This window comes from Viridibacillus sp. NPDC093762 (assembly GCF_050279675.1).
Lineage (GTDB): Bacteria > Bacillota > Bacilli > Bacillales_A > Planococcaceae > Viridibacillus.
Window position 1 is genome coordinate 103,338 of the sequence record NZ_JBNNUK010000004.1, and the last position, 17,416, is coordinate 120,753.

The window sequence follows — 17,416 nt, forward strand, 5'->3', positions numbered from 1 at the left end:
GTAGTATTAACGTTGTTTACGCTTCATATAAAGTTCCCCATAATTCATTTTGGATAAATAACGATCTGACATACTTTTAACAATGAAGTATACAATTAATACTGAGACTACTTTATCAGCTACTTCTGTAATAAAAGAAGAAGAGAATACTGCAGTCCATAACTCTTGGCCTGCTGCTAAAAATGTCGCAGTAATAATTGCTGATGTATTACCTGTAGCGCCACCAAAAACTAAAACGGTTATTGGTGCAGATACAATGACAGCAATAAATGTGATAATAATACCTGAAATAATCACTTTACCAATTTGTTTGAACATACCAAACTTAGATAAATAACCTGCACCAATCCCTATTGCTATAGATGTTAACGCATACGGTAAATAAATAGGATTAAAAATAGCATTAATTAAATTTGTAATAAGTCCCGCTAAAAGAGCTACCCAAGGCCCTGCCACTACACCAATTAAAATTGTGCCAATGGTATCTAAAAAGATAGGTAATTTTAATACATTAGCAACCTGGAACCCTACTAAGTTAACCGCAACACCTATTGGAATTAAAAGCATTGCTAACATATTAAAATCGTCTTTAAAGCTACGTTTCATCTCGTCTTCCTCCTTCGACTATTTTTCACCCTCAAAGAAACTGTTCAAAAAGTGCATCTCCATACACCAATCGTATTGTTTTCACATAGCTGTCAACTCCTCGATAATTCTGATTACCATACATATAAAGCCACACGCAAGTCGTGTAAGGGGATACTTTTATGTCGTTCCTTCATATAGAAAGCCAGTATTAATTGCATTGTCTTCTCCTACTGCATCTAATGATGGATACATGTTTTTGGTGACATTAAACTCAATCAAAATTCTTAGGACACTTATAGCATTCGAACCTACAGCATTTGGACTGCTCTAGATGATATTTCCCTGCTATCAATTAAAATTCTTAAATATGGGGGTCTAAACTTTTTCTATTTTCAATCTAGTTACAACATTTGATGATTTTGTTTTTACTATTTTTCAATCACTGTTTTACTTAATATATTTAAGAGGGCTAATAAATACTACTATTAAAAACAAAAAAACTACTTGATATCTAAATAGATATCAAGTAGTTTTTAAATACTTCTTTCTTAAGCTAGTTGTTTACCAATCGTATTCACAGCATTAAAGAATAATTCGATAAACCCTTCACGATTAACTGTATGTAATACTTTAACATTTGGTGCTTTACCAGTTTTACCTACATAATCAACAATTGTTGAACCTGCTGTTAAACGTCCTTCCAACTCTACTTCTACAAAGTAGTCCCCGCCTTGGAATAACTCTGGAGCAACAAGATAAGCAACTGCACACACATCATGTACACGAATTTGGTTCTCGAAATTTGGAGCATGAAATGGTGTTTGTGATTGTGTGAATGTATAAAATTTCATCATCTCTGCAACTTTCTCAGCAAACGGAGTTCCTGACTGGCTTAATCGTTCCATTTCATCGAGGGTAATATATGCTTTATGCGTTACATCTAAGCCACTCATCACAATCGGTAAACCTGAACGGAAAACTAATTCTACCGCATGTGGATCAACATAAGCATTAAATTCAGCAGTTGTTGTCACATTACCACCTACTGCTGCTCCACCCATCCATGAAATCATTTTAATTTTTGGCTTTACTTCTGGGTGTGCCAATAATAATGCTGCTACGTTTGTTAATGGGCCAGTCGCTACAATGATAATAGGCTCAACACTAGCTAAAAGCGTTTCACGCATTGCAGTTATAGCTGAGCGATCACTCGTTTGTAGAGTCGGCTCCGCCCATTTTACATTGCCTAATCCACCTTCACCATGAATCTCTTCAGCCACTTCTAGTGTATGAAACAAGGGAGCATCAAGACCTCTAGCTACTTCAACATCTTGTTTAATATACGTTAAGAAACTAAGTGCATTATACGTTGTTTTATCTTGCGATACGTTTCCAGCTTCAGTTGTTACTAAACGAATATCTAACTCAGGTCTTGCAAAAGCAAGTGCTAGCATCATTGTATCGTCAATACCAGGATCGCAGTCTAATATTAAAGGGATTTTATTCAATAGATTCACTCCTCAATACAGTTAATTCTATATTTACTTCAATAAGTATTGTAACCCTTTTCGAAGATTGTATCATCATCATAGTACATTCTTGTTTTTATATTTAAAAGCCACTTCCCTTATCAGAAGTGGCAAATACTCATTTCATTCTTTTATATTCTACAATCCATTCGTCATTTTCTAGAAATATTTGTACACCAATCCAGCCTTCTTTTAATAGACGTTGCTGCATAGTGGTATCACTCATTAATACTTTATATGATTCATTGAATGACAAAACGTCTTCAGTTGTTTTTTTGAAAAATACATAACGAAGCTTACCACCATATTTTAATTTTAAAGCTGCAACCATCATACCTTGAGAAAATTTATCTTTTAGGCTTGGGATATTGAACGGCTTTACTGTGGCACAAATATAATCAAAACGTTCCTCATCTACCTGCTCCATAATAACTTTAGCCAATGTCTTTTGAAGACCAAAGCCACGATAATCAGGCGATACATTTGAAATTTCTTGGTATAAAACACGTTGTAATTGAGATTCTTCTACTCCACAATCACGTCCAAGATGCTCATCATCAATTTCAGGCTCAAGAAGTGCACGGAATGCAATAAGATCTTCTCCTACAAATGCTCCAATCATTAAGCCGTTGCCTCGAAGAATATATTCAAATTCCTCTTGTGATAGAGGCTGTAACACGGATTGATCTGGTAATGCATTATAAACAATAGTTTGTAATTGTTGTATGATTGGTAAATGTTCCATTGCTAATGAGCGTATATCAAATGGTGTTTCACCTAAATGACCTTTATATAAACTGTTCATTCAAGCACTCCTCCAATTGTTATTTCACTACATGCGAGTAGTGGCAAAGTTCTTGTAGGATAGCCTCATCTACATCAATGCCTAATCCTGGACGCTCATTTAAACAAATAAATGGTACATCATATTTTAAGTTACCCACATCTTTTGAGAATTTTAATGGTCCTGTTAACTCGACACTTGTCATAATTTTTTTTGAGAATGCAACATGGAATCCAGCCGCAGAACCGATTGATGATTCTACCATCGATCCGATTTGACATTCAATTCCTGCCATTTCAGCCATTGTTGCTAATTTCATCGCTGGGTAAATACCTCCACATTTCATCAGTTTAATATTGACCTTATCAGCAGCACGTTTAGCAATAATTTCACGCATTTCTTTTACACCATGTAAGCCTTCGTCAATCATTAAAGGAATGTCTGTTTTAGATTTTATTTCTACCATCGCATCAATGTCGTCCGCAACAACAGGTTGCTCTAACCAATCTAAGTCAACGTCTCGTAATGCTCGTAAACCGCGTAAAGTAGTGGAACTATTTCCCCATCCTTGATTGACATCTACTCGGATTGCGATATCAAAGCCAACACGCTCACGCACTGCTTGAATACGTTCTACGTCCTTCATGACTTCTGTTCCGACTTTCATTTTGAATGAGCGGTAGCCTTGTCTCACACGCTCTTCTGCTTCATTTGCCATTTTTTCAGGTGTACCAATGCTTAGTACATGTGTTATTGGAAACTTATCATGATAACGACCACCGATTAATTGATAGACAGGTACATCTAATTTTTTTCCTGCTATATCGAAACAAGCAATATCAATTGCCGCTTTTGCTGCAGGTACTTGATAAACTGCCTTATCCATTAATGCATGAATTTTTTCGAATGCCATTGGATCTTGACCAATCATTAATGGTGCAAGTTGGTTTTTTAATACAGCATAGGTGCTTTCCCAACTCTCCCCTGTTACATGTTCATCAGGGACAGACTCACCGTAACCTATAACTCCTTCATCCGTAGTCATTTTCACGATTATAGAGGGCATTGATGGATATGTGTCATAGCTAATAATGAATGGTTCAATTAAAGGTAGTTCGATAGCAAAAATTTCAATTTCAGTGATTTTCATTTATACTCACTCTTTTCTTTTTATTTACGAACTGTTATAGTTGTCGTTAAATAGTCGTTAATTAGTAAAAAAATATAACAAGGGAGTCATATTCTATGTCAACAAAAATAGCAGTCATTTGTTCAAAAGCATTTATGAATCGTCTCAATATTATCTCACATGAAGTACCACATATACAATTAGATTTTTATATTTACAATTCACCAGAAGAAACACCAAATGTAATGAAACAAGTAAAACCTTGTGATGTTCTACTGTTAGCAGGGACATTGCCTTATTTATATGCCCAGCACTTATTAAGACAATGGCCAATACCTTGGACATATATAAAACAAGATGAAACGATGATCTCAACGACCATTCTTTCCGCCATCACTAATCACGATGTCACGATTGATCGACTATCTATTGATGTAATGAGCTCAACTTTTATACAAAATGTCTTATATGATATCCAATATGAAGGTCCATTACCATTCATGCAAGAAATTGAATTATCGACACCAACTAAGCAATTACTTACAAATCATATTGCTCTTTGGGAGTCAAAGCAAATTGATTTAGTCATAACGAGTATTCATGCTATTTATGATGAATTAACGGCATTGGGTATACCTGTTATACGAATGCTTGATCCAAAAAGTTCGATTATCCGGCGTCTAAATGAATCTATATCTCTATCACAATTAACAAAATTGGAGTCTGCAAAAGCCGTTGCCGGACTTATAGAATTTCATGACGGTGCACACAATACATTACAAATTGTTGAACAATTAGCTACAACCATCCATGCTTCATATCAACAAATAGACACTTGCTGTTTTGAATTATTCACAACATTCGGGCATTTACAAAATGCACTAACCCAAAATAAACTCGAGTCTTTTTTTACTGATTCAGAAAAGCCGATGAAGCTCGTCTTTGGTTATGGTGAATCTATACTTGAAGCTCAAAGGAATGCACAACAAGCTTTAAAATACGCTTCACCTAATGCTATTTATATTTTAACTGAAAACAAAGAATTACAAAGACCCTTTCCAAATACCACCACAACATTATCATTACAAGCTAAAGACCCTTATATTGTCCTTATGGCAAAAGAAACAAAACTTAGCCCGCTCAATATTTCTAAAATTATGGCCTTTAGTAAAGCGAGACAGTCGTTACAATTTACAGCTCATGATTTATCCGAGCATTTACAAGTAACACGGAGAACAACAGAGCGTATTCTAAAAAAACTTGTTGAACATAACTACGTTAAAATTGTTGGAGAAGAAATGACATATCAGCAAGGTAGACCACGCAGTTTATATGAGCTGAATTTCTCCACATACAATTAGTAAAGCCTTCTAGACATCTATTATGCTAGAAGGCTTTTGCCTATTAATCTAGTGCAGGAACACTGTTTATATCTTCTTCCTTTTTTAATTTCGCTTCATTACTCTTTATTAATGCCTGTTCTTCTGGCGTTAATTTAACAATAGAAAAACCAATGTATCCATAAATAATTGAAAGAATTGGTACAGTAAAGTTCAAGATTGCATACGGCGCATATTCGAAAGCGCTTACACCTAGTGTCGCTAGTATAAATACACCACAAGTATTCCACGGGAAGAATACTGATGTTAATGTACCGCCATCTTCTAAAGTACGTGATAAGTTTTTAGAATGCAATCCTCTATCTTTATAAACCTTAACGAACATACGAGAAGGTACAACAATAGATATGTATTGCTCAGAACAAGTTGCATTTGTTGTAATACAAGCGGCAATTGTTGCAGCCACTAAGCTACCCGTTGATTTCGCTGCCTTTACAATAATATTCATCATTGATTGAAGCATACCAGAATACTCCAATACACCTCCGAAAGTCATCGCAACAAGAGTCATTGATACAGTGAACATCATTGAATCAAGCCCACCACGATTAAACAATTCATAGACCATTTCATTGTCAGTTTCTAGTTTGAATCCTTCTTGCAAAGCATTTACTGCATCTGCTGGTGCACCGCCTTGCACGAAAATTTGAGCGATAAACCCTAGTAAAATCCCAACAACTAAAGCAGGGATAGCAGGAACTTTTTTCGCTACCAATACTATTACAATAACCGGTACTAATAATAACCACGGAGAAATAACAAAGCTTTCTTGTAATACACTTAATGTTCCTTCAATTTTCCCAGTATCCATTGTAGATGACGCAAACTGACGACCGAGTATGCCAAATACAACTAACGAAATAAGTAAAGCTGGAACTGTCGTATAAAACATATGTTTAATATGATCAAACAAATTTGTATCTGTTAAACCCGCAGCTAAGTTCGTTGTATCAGAAAGTGGAGACATCTTGTCACCAAAATAGGAACCAGAAATAACCGCCCCTGCAATCATCTCAGCAGGAATACCCATACTTAAACCAATACCCATTCCAGCTACACCAATTGTAGCCATTGTCGACCATGAACTTCCGATAGCTAGTGACACAATCGAACAAATAAGCATAATCGTTACTAAAAACCATGCCGGTGAAATAATTTTCAAACCGTAGAAAATCATCGTCGCTACGACCCCTCCACCAATCCATGCACCAATCGTTAATCCAACTAACATAATTATCACAATTGCAGGTAACGCAAGACGTATCCCCTTATACATCATGCCTTCAATCTCTGTCCATTTATAACCATGCTTCCAAGCAACAATCGCCGCTACAATTGTACCCACAATTAATGGCACATGTGGACTTTGACCTAATACCACTACTGTTACTAACATTGTGATAATCATAATCAAAAATGTTAAACCAGCCCATCCTGCACTAATCTCCTTTTTCATTTCTCACAACCCCTTTGCGAAAATATAAATAGTTTAGAATAGTCTATAAATATTAACTATTATTATAATAGTAATAGCCACTTCTTTTTGAGTCAAACCTTTTTTTGAAAGAGCTAGCATTTATGGTGCATAAACGAGCAAAATCCACCTGACTGATATTACTAAAAAATAAAAAACCTATGCAAGTTTTTCCTTCGCATAGGCTCTTAAATTATTTCACTAGAGTTTTTGAAAGAACTTTCGCTAAAACTTTAGCAGCATCTAGTAATGCTTCTTTTTCAAAAGTCATTTTAGGATGATGTAAACCTGGAGCTAAATTGGCACCAATACCGATCATTGTCGCCTTTAATTCTGGTTTTAATACGGTGTAGAAATGGAAATCATCGCTACCTGGCGTTACAACTGCTGGCGATAAATGCTCTTTACCTAACACTTCAATAATCGCCTCTTCTGCCATTTTTGCAGCTTCAGAAGAAACTTCTGCACCTGGTGTTAAATCCACCCAGTTCCATGTAATGTCCACATTAAATTGTTGCTTAATTCCTTTTAAGCCATTTTCAACTTTTGATTGCATCTCTTTTAATACAACGTTTTTCTGCGCGCGTACATCCATCGTAAAGCTTGCGCCACCTGGAATAATATTGATACTCCCGCCATCTGCTACAATTTTCGTTAACTTCACTGAATGTGGCTCAAATGGAGATATATAAATATTCTTCACCATTTGTTGTATAGCTACTACAACATCAATAGCATTTTGTCCTTGATGTGGTCGTGCGCCATGGGCATCTGTTCCATGGATATTGCCCTCTAAGAATACTGCTGCTCCATGGTGGATAGCTGGAGATACTTGCCCTATTTTAAGTTCCTCAATAGGACGTAAATGTACACCAAATAGATGGGTTACATCCTCAACTGCCCCTCTTTCAAAGGCAGCAACAGCACCGTTTCCTTTTTCTTCAGCAGGTTGGAAGATAAAACGAACACGATGATTTAACTTTTGACCTTTTAAATGTAATAGTGCACCTAATACCATCGATATATTGGCATCATGACCACAAGAATGGTTTGCACGCCATTCACCATCAACCTCTTGCCATAAAGCATCTATATCGGCACGTACTGCTACTACCTCTTTCCCTTCACCGATTTCCGCTAGTAAACCTGGTATATCACCAAGAAGTCTATAAGAAATGTTTAACTCATCTAATATAGACGCAATTTTTTTTGTTGTTTCATGTTCTTTCCAGCTAATTTCAGGATTCGCATGAAAATAATCAAACCAATTTACTATTTGTTCATCAATTGTCATGTTAAACACCCCATCTGAATCACATCATACTGCAAAAATGAATAGTTTTCCATCTAAGATTTTTTGTCCTACTTTAATTTCCCGTTAATGTTTTTACTAAGAAACGAATTAAAGTTCCGATGAACATTTACTGAATTATGGAAGAAAATAATCCCTTTTCATAAAAAAACAGCCCTTACACAAGGCTGTTCAATAGCTATAACTCCGTAAAAAAACCTTCAGGATATTGCTCACCATTATTCTCATGGCATATCTCCTCACGTTTTTCCTCTTCTTTTTGAACCTCAAAATCCTGATCTACTAAGTACGTTTCAAATCTTGATGCTTTCATTAGCATTCCCCCCTTATAAAATAATTTTAGTGCTTTTAATATTACAATTTTCCCCATGTAAATTCAAGTATTATTACCTAATTAATCTAAATTTTCTGTCTTTTATAAAAATAAAACAAAACCCAACATTTTACAGTATAATAAAAACAATATAATTGAACTAAAGGAGATTGTAAATGAGCCCTTTTTTAATCCCTATTTTCGCATTATTAATTCCAATTGTCGCCATTTCATCAAAAGCTTTCAATGATCGCTTGAAAATTAAACACTCTATACTAAAAGATGAAATCGAGCTTGAAAGACTGAAACAACAAAGCTTTATAGCTGAAACAGAAAAACTTCGTTTAGAAATTGAACAAGTTCGTTCATCATCTTCACTATCCAAAGATGCATTGTTAGAGTTTAAGCCTATTCAACCAGACTTAAATATAGAACCTACTCCAATCTCTTTTAAAGAAACAAAATAAAAACACGGTCGCTCTAAGAGTGACCGTGTTTTTTCTTTTCTCCAAATACAAGATGCCACCCAATAACAACCGCAATTATTAATATCAGCATATATATCAACTTACCATATGGAAACATAGCGACTAAATAATGGACTAAAGCAAATGCACCAATGACAAACATTGTTACTAAAATCTTTAACGTATTATTATCTTGTGTTAATTCATGAGAATTTGAAAAAGGATATACTTCTCCATTCAAAAGTACATATGAAAGCAAAGTCATCATAACTGCAACTAATAAAATTATAAGTAAATCTGGAATTATTACCCACGAGAATATAGCAATAAACACAATGCTTAACAAAGCAAAAGTAGGGAAGAACAACTTCACAATTGCTGCTTTGAGTGTACTACTATAAAATATTTTCGAATTGCTAATAGGTGTTGCTCTCAAAATCCAGTTACCTTTATATGCTCCTGAAAACTTTAATAAATGAACAACAGTCGGAATCATTAGCGCACTAAAATACAAAGGATACACATTTTCATTTGCCATGGCTTCTTTTAAAGAATAGATTCGTACTTCATTAAAAAACATGACAAAAGGAATTACAAGAGCAAAACCTATTTGTGAATATGCCTTTAATTTAAATTCTCGTTCCTGCCGAATCATTAGTGAAGCAAATCGATAAAAGGTACGCTCCTGAGCATTACGACATAAGATTTTCGAAGTCCAATCTTCAAAGAAATGTGACTTACCTTTAGTACGTACCGTATCACTCATCAGTTTTGATAAGCTTCGCTCAAACACTGGCATCAATTTAATATATAACCTCAGCATCAGCAAGGGAATAACAATACCACATGCCATTAATATAAGTATATTTATCGAATAATCTTGGTTTAGCAATACTTCAAAGAAGGCACTATACCAAAGCGGGGGTAAAAAAACGTGCCACCACGAAAACGTATACTGTAAATTTATTTGAGTTAACTCAAATGAATGTGCCATAACTTGATAGCTAACCATAACTGCAACAGCTAAAAATATTTGCACATAATTGATAAGATCCTTCAGTTTTTCACCACTAAAGAAACGTAGAATAAATAAATATGTGAAGGCAGTAATGACAACGACAAAACAACTAATAAAAACAATACTAACGATGAAAATGAGTCCGTAAAAAATACCAAATCGATAAATACCAACAGCAAGTGGAATAATGACAAATGAACCTTCCAGCAATGCTAAATAAATTACAATGTGCATTAATTTAGCCGCATTCAGTGTACGATTACTGACCGGCTTTGGCTGTAATATATTTTTGTCACGCACATCTAACAATACGGCTGAGAAATCAGACACCATCGTCGTAATTGTAATGAACATTAGCACAGTAAATAAAATGCTCGACGCGAACATATATTGATTTCCCAAAAATAAAATAGGGGTTAACAATATGAGTCCGTAAAAAAGATAAATCCAGAGTGATTTAATAAATTGATTGCCTTCTTTTTTCTGCTTTTGACCATTGAAAATAGCCGGTATTCTACGACTATCCATGGTTAGTTTCAATTGAATAAGTTTCCTCATAATTGGATAATCGATATCAAATTTCTCGAAAATCCACCGAAACGCATCGAGTACTCTTAACGATTTAAAATCATTCATGTACTCGACCTTCTTTCACAATCTCAACAAAGCGCTCGGCAATCTCCACCTGTTGATTAAACCCTGTCATCTGATTGAATATTTCCTCTAGTGTCCCCTCCTTACCTTGCTGTTGTAACTCTTCGAAACTACCATCTGCTACTACTAAACCATTAACTAATAGCACAATTCGATCACTAATCTTCTCAACAACTTCCATGATATGAGAAGAATAAAAAACCGTCTTCCCCTCATCAGCAAGTTTTGCTAAAATTTCCTTCACAACGAGTACACTATTTGCGTCTAACCCACTTAAAGGTTCATCAAAAAATAATAAATCTGGATTATGCAATACACTAGAAATGATTAGCACCTTCTGACGCATCCCCTTTGAAAAAGAGGTTAAGCGTTGATGAAAAGCATTTTCTAACCCAAACTGAAACATCAATTGATACGCTTTTTTCTCAGCTTCTTCACGTCCTAAACCATACATTTCTCCGGTAAAGGTCAAATATTCTGCGGCTGTTAAATGATCATATAGCTCTGCCGTTTCAGGCACATAGCCAATCCGTTTTTTATATGTATAATCTCCATCAGCAATATCCTTACCGAAAATTTCAATTTTCCCTGAATAGCCTTCAATTAACCCAAGCATTAATTTTACCGTTGTGCTTTTACCCGCTCCATTCGGTCCTATATAACCAATAATTTGTCCCTTACCTACTTCTAGATTAATACCATTTAAGACTTGTTTATTACCAAAAGACATCTCAACATTTTGTAATCGTAAAATGGGTTCACCTACCAACAAAACCACTCCTTTATAAGAATTTTCTTTTTTCTTTAATTATAATAAAACCCTAGAATCGTATTAATGACTCTAAGGTTTTATGGTTATTTTATCGTTTACGAGAGTTTTTAATTTCAGATACTTGCTCCCTCATAGTAGCGTACTTATTGTCACCTATTAATATCATAATTTGTAACATTGTAAAAGGTAAATAAGCTCGTTTTCTATAAGCCAAATATTTAGGCTTCCATGTATTTGCGAATTTCTCTTTAAAATGCAGCACATCTTGGAAATTATAATATTCTTGCCCATTAAATATAATTTCTGCAGCAATTTTCTCTGTTAATGTAGCATACTTGGAAACACCAATATGTGAAAGTGGTGTCATACCAACATTTAAAAGTTTGAAATTCTCACTCTTAGCCCAGATGAAAATATTGAGGAATAAATAATCTATTATACCTGTTGGAAGATCCGTCTTTTTCGAACGCATTAAATCAATCGAGATAGTCTGTTCTTCATCATATAACGGGATAATATTTGAGAATGCCACAACTTGATTTTCACCATTTTTCACAACCGCGAGTGGTGCAAATTGCAAATAATCTTCATTGAAATAGCCAAGTGAGAATCCCTTTTCTTTTCGATTATCCAGCCATTCATCTGATAAGGTGCGCAATTCTTTCATCAGATCCTTTTGAAATGGCGGTTGTATAATTTCAAATGAATATCCTTCCTGCTCTAAACTATTTGTTAACTTACTAACGGACTTTGCATCATCGTTTGAATATACAAGTTTCTCTATATCAATATAGCCCTCTTCTCCTAATTTAAAGAAACTGTAGCCATAGCCATGTAGATAAGGAATAAACTGATCGCTTACCTCATAAAAGACTGGCGTGTAACCGTAATAATCCGCATGCGCAACAAACTCTTCAATTGCTTCAGCAAAGTCTGCCTTTTCTCCAACCAAGTCCCCAAGGACAACTAATTTATCGGCACTTTCCTGATAAGGGAATAAGACAGTTTTCTTCTTATTCCAAAAAATATATTTATCATGTAAAAAAATAAGGTGCGATAACTCTTTACCACCATATTTATTGAGATGTAAAAATATCTCTTTCTCATGCTGGAATGAAGATATTTTCTTAAATTGTGTCACTTTCCTTAACCAAACTTCTATTAATACAACAATGGTAACAACAATTAAAGCGATAAAAGCGCTCCGAAAAAGATCACCTGAATCCGTAATAAAGTATGGTCTCATGCTTTCCGGAATTGGATATCTTGCAGATGGCTTCGCCCAAATGCCAATACCAACATACAATGCTGTAATAATCAATATAATAGATATATTTATAATTGAACGACCCCACGTAACAATATAACTTTTACGATAGAAGCGGTCTCTAGATACAAAGAGTAGCCCAGCTACAAAAATCATAAATAGTGCCTGTTCGTATTGAATACCTTTTAAAATAAATAATGCCGCAGCAAACAATAATACAAATAATGTTAATTGATATGAACGTCGATCTTTGTATGAAATACCGTTCGATAACGCTAGCAATATAAATCCCGTCGCTACAGCTACCTGATGAGAAACATTGACTATCGGCAAAGATAAAACATCTTTTGCATACTTAATTCTTTCAATGGCTCCAGGAGCAGCGGAAGATAACAAAAGCAACAATCCTGACAAAAACACAAGAACAGTAGCGGTGATATGACTAGCACGTTCTAAAATAATATTAGGAACACTATTAAAACCGGCATTTAATTTACCCCATAGCTCTCGAAGGAACAAAGCAATCCCCGCAAAAAAAGGAATAATATAATAACCAACTCGGTAAAATAACAGCATTAATAATACAGACTCTTCAGGGACATTTAAACTTTGAGTTCCCCAGATGAACACTAAATCAAAAGATCCGAGACCACCAGGAATCATACTTACAATACCAGCACATGAAGCAACAATGAAAATCGGCAGTAAATTTTCAAATCCAATTGGAACTTCTAGCATATAACTGATTAAGTATATAAATGCAAATGCACCTAACCATTCTAAGACTGACACACATAGTAATCCCACATCACCTAATACATGGCGAGGTGTTGTTGTTTTTTTAGCTAATTGAACAATAGCTTTGATAATTAAAAATGGCACATATAAACCAATAATCGATACAGCAATAACCAAAATTTTCTTTTCACTAAATAATGGGAAATCCCAATAGAAGATTGGTAACACCCAAGCAAATAATGAAAGACCAGCTAAATAAAATAAAGTTACTGAAGCAATTGTTTTAAAAAATGCACCACTATCTACTTCTTTTTTCTTAAAATAATGGGTTCGTAACAACACACCAATTAAGCCGCCAAAACCAATTAGATTCGAGAAAGAGTTAATAATTAACGATTCTTTCATCAAACGTCTTAAAGGTCTTTTAAGCTTTAGTTTTTTCACAATAAAATAGTCATAAAAAAACATCGGAAATACAAGTACTAAAGGTACAGCTGCCATTAATACTAAAGTACGAACATCTAAATTCTCTAGCTCTCGAACAATTTCTTGCCCATTAACATTTCTAAGTATCTTACCTATTTCTTGGATAGCAAAAATCATTAATAGTACCGGCACAATGATTTTCAGCCATTGAAAAATGGTCGATCTGTTTAGTTTCATTCGCAACCACCCATTTACGTCAACTTCTTATACTACTACTATACAGTTGTGACGCAAAAAATGCTGAATTCGTTGCTTAAATTCTTATTTTTTTCACAAATCGACTATTTTTTAATAACTCCGCACCCTATTCTCTTACCAGAATTCCCTGATGGATCTGTTTTATAATCGTCTGATGATTCATGTATGACAAAAGCACTACCATCTCCATCTAGAATAGAACGACTATCTCCTTGCTTTAAAGTAAATGCTTTAGTCGAAAACTCCAAATCAACTGTACCATCTTTATCGATTTGTAAATTTGGCAAATCACCTAAATGGTACCCCTTTGGATTTAGATATCCATGTTGCTTATCTGTTGGATTAAAGTGCATACCTGCCGACTCGAATGTAGGTGCTTCACATTTTCCGACTGCATGAATATGAATCGCTTTTTCGCCAGGTTCTAACCCTTGTAAAGCAAGTCCGATGTTAACACCTTCTTCTGTTTCAGTTAAAACTGCTTCACCAATAGATTTACCTTCACTATTAATAAACATTGCATGTGCAGATTCAGCTGGAATTGCTGATACTTCTTTATAAGCTTCTTTATTAGACGAACAAGCACCAAGTAATAATGTCATGCTTAGTAACATCCATTGTGATTTTTTTACTCTCATTGAACACCACTCCTTTTATAAAAGGATGGCTAAAATGTTGAAAATTATGTATGAGGAATGCTAAAACACTCTCTTTTTAAAAAAGTAAATAAAAAATCCCTCCCACAACGAAATATTTTCGACATGAGAGGAACATTTTATATTGCAAATTAGTTTAATATTTTGATTGTGACATTACGTACGCCCCACTGATAAACTTTGTTATTATCTGGGATAAATACATCAATACGGTTCCCTTTAATAGCTCCACCCGTATCAGAAGCGATTGCTTCCCCATAACCTTCTACCCATACTCTTGAACCTAACGGAATAACAGAAGGGTCGACTGCAATAACTTTTGCTCCTGGATTTGCACGTAAATCATAACCAGTAGCTGTCACACCTGAACAGCCTGTACAATAGGCTGTATATGCTGTTGCACGGACAGTCATCGTTTTACCTTCTTGTTGAGGTGCTGATGTTGCTGTTTGTCCCGTTGTTGATTGGGCTTGTTTTGCTTGTGGCGCTTGTTTTTGAGCAGGTGTTTGTTGAACTTCTGTAATATCTGAAGCTGCCTTCGCGGATAATGCGAGTGTATCTCCTGCGAAGATTAGATCGCTTGATAAATTATTCCAACTCATCAAATCTGCTATAGTAACCTCATTTTCTTTGGCGATTTTTGTAAGTGTATCACCTTTTTTAATAGTATATGTGTCATCTGATTTTTCATCAGATTCAGATTCTAATTCTAGTTGTTGTGCTGGGAAGATTAAAGAAGAATCTAGCTCATTAGATGCTTGCAATTCTTCGACTGAAATTTTGTTGGCCTGTGCAATAGCCCAAAGTGTATCACCTTCTTCAACAGTATAGCTAACAGATGCAGCTTGCGCTGTCATAGTTGCAGATCCTAATATCAAAAAACCTGCTGCTAGTGCAATCAATTGTTTTCTCATCGTTAAAAACGACCTCCTTTTCACTAACATGGATAACTCTAACATCCCCATATGTCATGAATATTTCTAAATGATGTAGGGGGGGTATCAATCCTGTTACAATAGTTAGCAATATTCTGTCATTTTATACATTTTACTGTAAATTTTTTTAAAAAAGCGTTCGAGATGGTTGTCACGACTACTAAAACAGCCATTGGAATATAACTCCAATTCATTATTTCTAAAGCGCTTCATACTCAAAAAAAGCAATGGAATTGTCTCCATTCTTTTTATTTTCGTGATAAATGAGGTGATTTTGCTTAAATCGAGGTTAATAATAGAGGTTTTAGTGTTCAAATATTACAAAAATACACACTTATTTTTAGAAGAAACACACAATATAAGGATTATTTTTGATTTATTTTCAGGTAAAATATTCAATCAATTTGTACTTTATAAATAACAATTCATTTAAAATATATATTTTCTTAACAAAAAAAACACCTTCCATTATCATTTAGGAAGGTGTTGAGTATATTTAATCTGAATATAATAAATCACAAACATTTTATTATTTAAGAAGTAACTTCTTTTTGCATCGCCTTTAATTCAGCCAAAGTATAAAGTTCTAATAAGTCCTGTTTGTTCAGTTCAGGCAATAATAAATGAATATCTCTTAGTAATACTTTACGTTTTTTAAATTTGTCTTTATCTTCTTTTTGCTCAGCTGATTCATCCATTACATTCAATAGTAATTCATCGGCCGAAACTTGTAGTACCCCACTTAACTTCACAATCCAGCTTGCTGATGGAACACTCTCGCCCATCTCCCAACTTTTAATACGGCTTGCGGACGTGCCGATTTTTCTGCCTAATGACAACATTGAATAATCATTTAACTCTCGTAGTTCCTTCAATTTCATTCCAAAAGCTTGCGCGTCAAACATTTTTCTCACTCCTTTTAATGTATTTTCTTTTGTGGGTCTTGAGTTACTTCTATTATTACGTTTTCGTATTTGCACTATTGAAATTAAGTGTTGAAAACTAGCTCTGATGACTAATATTTATAGACATATAAAATTGTTATTTAACAAAACTAGCTGGCATATAAGCCGCTACTACTTCTCCATTAACTACATGCTCATCCCCAGCATATAATTTCACGTGAACTTTGTATTTCTTTGGGTGAATTTCTTCTACCTTGCCAACAGCTTTTAGCTGTACCCCTTGTGGCGTAGGTTTCAGGTAATCCACATGTAATGATGCAGTAACGAATCTTGGCGGTTCCACACTACCACCTGGCTCATGGCCATTTTTTCTATGGAGTGCCAATGCTGCTGATCCAGTACCATGACAATCAACAAGTGAAGCTAAAAAGCCACCATATACGAATCCTGGTATAGCAGTGAATTTATCTCCTGATTCATAATAAGTAACGGTTTCTTCACCTTCCCAAACCGTGCGAATATGATGACCTTCCGTGTTCAATCTTCCACAACCGTAGCACCAAGCAAATTCATCCGGATATTCATCTTGAATAGCTATTTTTTCTACCTTATTCATGCACATTCATCCCCCTTATTGCAAAATAATCCAACTACTATACAATTCGACACCCTCCTTCTTAAACCTTTTCTTTTTAACAACTTTTCCGCTTTAAAGAGAAAATTTTTATATTAATTAGAATATTAATTAGATTGCAATGTGGATTCACTTTAACTTAAAAACAAAAAAAGCC

At 34.8% G+C, this 17,416-nt stretch carries 16 protein-coding genes; 2 read left to right on the forward strand and 14 right to left on the reverse strand.

What is annotated here, in order from left to right; translation table 11 throughout:
• Window positions 1-6 precede the first annotated feature (6 nt).
• From ACQKM9_RS07460 to ACQKM9_RS07475, 4 genes are all read right to left on the reverse strand, one after another.
• Window positions 7-606, reverse strand: a complete 600-nt coding sequence (locus ACQKM9_RS07460; RefSeq protein WP_038180462.1) for an ECF transporter S component — start codon at window positions 604-606, stop codon at window positions 7-9.
• A 530-nt stretch (window positions 607-1,136) separates the two neighbouring features.
• Window positions 1,137-2,096, reverse strand: a complete 960-nt coding sequence (locus tag ACQKM9_RS07465) for a nucleoside hydrolase (protein WP_427733754.1) — start codon at window positions 2,094-2,096, stop codon at window positions 1,137-1,139.
• A 139-nt stretch (window positions 2,097-2,235) separates the two neighbouring features.
• Window positions 2,236-2,922, reverse strand: coding sequence for a GNAT family N-acetyltransferase (locus tag ACQKM9_RS07470; RefSeq protein WP_427733755.1), 687 nt, complete (start codon window positions 2,920-2,922; stop codon window positions 2,236-2,238).
• 19 nt (window positions 2,923-2,941) lie between these two features.
• Window positions 2,942-4,051, reverse strand: a complete 1,110-nt coding sequence (locus ACQKM9_RS07475; RefSeq protein ID WP_427733757.1) for a mandelate racemase/muconate lactonizing enzyme family protein — start codon at window positions 4,049-4,051, stop codon at window positions 2,942-2,944.
• A gap of 95 nt (window positions 4,052-4,146) precedes the next feature.
• Here ACQKM9_RS07475 and ACQKM9_RS07480 point away from each other — a divergent pair, with 95 nt between their 5' ends.
• Window positions 4,147-5,391 carry a hypothetical protein gene (locus ACQKM9_RS07480; RefSeq protein ID WP_427733759.1) on the forward strand — a complete coding sequence of 415 codons (1,245 nt, stop codon included), beginning with the start codon at window positions 4,147-4,149 and terminating at the stop codon, window positions 5,389-5,391.
• Window positions 5,392-5,434: 43 nt separating this feature from the next.
• Here ACQKM9_RS07480 and nhaC read toward each other — a convergent pair whose 3' ends face one another.
• The 3 genes from nhaC to ACQKM9_RS07495 form a co-directional block, all read right to left on the reverse strand.
• The gene (nhaC, locus tag ACQKM9_RS07485) at window positions 5,435-6,886 is read right to left on the reverse strand and encodes a Na+/H+ antiporter NhaC (protein WP_427733760.1); all 1,452 of its coding nucleotides are present in this window, start codon (window positions 6,884-6,886) and stop codon (window positions 5,435-5,437) included.
• A gap of 211 nt (window positions 6,887-7,097) precedes the next feature.
• Entirely contained in the window at window positions 7,098-8,198 is a 1,101-nt protein-coding gene (locus tag ACQKM9_RS07490) for an amidohydrolase (protein ID WP_427733761.1), read from the reverse strand.
• A 196-nt stretch (window positions 8,199-8,394) separates the two neighbouring features.
• Complete coding sequence (locus ACQKM9_RS07495) at window positions 8,395-8,529, reverse strand: hypothetical protein (protein ID WP_255511505.1); 135 nt, start codon at window positions 8,527-8,529, stop codon at window positions 8,395-8,397.
• Window positions 8,530-8,705: 176 nt separating this feature from the next.
• Between ACQKM9_RS07495 and ACQKM9_RS07500 the strand changes: the two genes are divergently transcribed.
• Window positions 8,706-8,996, forward strand: a complete 291-nt coding sequence (locus ACQKM9_RS07500; protein ID WP_427733762.1) for a hypothetical protein — start codon at window positions 8,706-8,708, stop codon at window positions 8,994-8,996.
• 13 nt (window positions 8,997-9,009) lie between these two features.
• Here the strand turns inward: ACQKM9_RS07500 and ACQKM9_RS07505 are convergent, their stop codons facing one another.
• The 7 genes from ACQKM9_RS07505 to ACQKM9_RS07535 all read right to left on the reverse strand — a co-directional run bounded on the left by ACQKM9_RS07505 (window position 9,010) and on the right by ACQKM9_RS07535 (window position 17,241).
• The gene (locus tag ACQKM9_RS07505; protein ID WP_427733763.1) at window positions 9,010-10,650 is read right to left on the reverse strand and encodes a hypothetical protein; all 1,641 of its coding nucleotides are present in this window, start codon (window positions 10,648-10,650) and stop codon (window positions 9,010-9,012) included.
• Complete coding sequence (locus ACQKM9_RS07510; protein ID WP_427733902.1) at window positions 10,643-11,398, reverse strand: ABC transporter ATP-binding protein; 756 nt, start codon at window positions 11,396-11,398, stop codon at window positions 10,643-10,645. Before ACQKM9_RS07510 ends, ACQKM9_RS07505 begins: the two co-directional genes overlap by 8 nt.
• A 130-nt stretch (window positions 11,399-11,528) precedes the next feature.
• Window positions 11,529-14,108 (reverse strand): bifunctional lysylphosphatidylglycerol flippase/synthetase MprF, encoded by a 2,580-nt coding sequence (gene mprF / locus ACQKM9_RS07515; protein ID WP_427733764.1) that lies wholly within the window; start codon window positions 14,106-14,108, stop codon window positions 11,529-11,531.
• 104 nt (window positions 14,109-14,212) lie between these two features.
• Entirely contained in the window at window positions 14,213-14,767 is a 555-nt protein-coding gene (locus ACQKM9_RS07520; RefSeq protein WP_427733765.1) for a superoxide dismutase family protein, read from the reverse strand.
• A 149-nt stretch (window positions 14,768-14,916) separates the two neighbouring features.
• On the reverse strand, window positions 14,917-15,699 hold the full coding sequence (locus tag ACQKM9_RS07525) for a LysM peptidoglycan-binding domain-containing protein (protein ID WP_427733766.1): 783 nt from the start codon (window positions 15,697-15,699) through the stop codon (window positions 14,917-14,919).
• Between the two features lie 554 nt (window positions 15,700-16,253).
• Window positions 16,254-16,625 (reverse strand): helix-turn-helix domain-containing protein, encoded by a 372-nt coding sequence (locus ACQKM9_RS07530; RefSeq protein WP_038180486.1) that lies wholly within the window; start codon window positions 16,623-16,625, stop codon window positions 16,254-16,256.
• A gap of 136 nt (window positions 16,626-16,761) precedes the next feature.
• Window positions 16,762-17,241, reverse strand: coding sequence for a PaaI family thioesterase (locus tag ACQKM9_RS07535; RefSeq protein WP_427733767.1), 480 nt, complete (start codon window positions 17,239-17,241; stop codon window positions 16,762-16,764).
• Window positions 17,242-17,416 lie beyond the last annotated feature (175 nt).

Coding starts and splice junctions, on each gene's coding strand:
- ACQKM9_RS07490 (WP_427733761.1), bottom strand. CDS start 8,198: ATGACAATTGATGAACAAATAGTAAATTGGTTTGATTATTTTCATGCG.
- ACQKM9_RS07495 (WP_255511505.1), bottom strand. CDS start 8,529: ATGAAAGCATCAAGATTTGAAACGTACTTAGTAGATCAGGATTTTGAG.
- nhaC (WP_427733760.1), bottom strand. CDS start 6,886: ATGAAAAAGGAGATTAGTGCAGGATGGGCTGGTTTAACATTTTTGATT.
- mprF (WP_427733764.1), bottom strand. CDS start 14,108: ATGAAACTAAACAGATCGACCATTTTTCAATGGCTGAAAATCATTGTG.
- ACQKM9_RS07525 (WP_427733766.1), bottom strand. CDS start 15,699: ATGAGAAAACAATTGATTGCACTAGCAGCAGGTTTTTTGATATTAGGA.
- ACQKM9_RS07470 (WP_427733755.1), bottom strand. CDS start 2,922: ATGAACAGTTTATATAAAGGTCATTTAGGTGAAACACCATTTGATATA.
- ACQKM9_RS07535 (WP_427733767.1), bottom strand. CDS start 17,241: ATGAATAAGGTAGAAAAAATAGCTATTCAAGATGAATATCCGGATGAA.
- ACQKM9_RS07460 (WP_038180462.1), bottom strand. CDS start 606: ATGAAACGTAGCTTTAAAGACGATTTTAATATGTTAGCAATGCTTTTA.
- ACQKM9_RS07475 (WP_427733757.1), bottom strand. CDS start 4,051: ATGAAAATCACTGAAATTGAAATTTTTGCTATCGAACTACCTTTAATT.
- ACQKM9_RS07530 (WP_038180486.1), bottom strand. CDS start 16,625: ATGTTTGACGCGCAAGCTTTTGGAATGAAATTGAAGGAACTACGAGAG.
- ACQKM9_RS07500 (WP_427733762.1), top strand. CDS start 8,706: ATGAGCCCTTTTTTAATCCCTATTTTCGCATTATTAATTCCAATTGTC.
- ACQKM9_RS07480 (WP_427733759.1), top strand. CDS start 4,147: ATGTCAACAAAAATAGCAGTCATTTGTTCAAAAGCATTTATGAATCGT.
- ACQKM9_RS07510 (WP_427733902.1), bottom strand. CDS start 11,398: ATGTCTTTTGGTAATAAACAAGTCTTAAATGGTATTAATCTAGAAGTA.
- ACQKM9_RS07505 (WP_427733763.1), bottom strand. CDS start 10,650: ATGAATGATTTTAAATCGTTAAGAGTACTCGATGCGTTTCGGTGGATT.
- ACQKM9_RS07520 (WP_427733765.1), bottom strand. CDS start 14,767: ATGAGAGTAAAAAAATCACAATGGATGTTACTAAGCATGACATTATTA.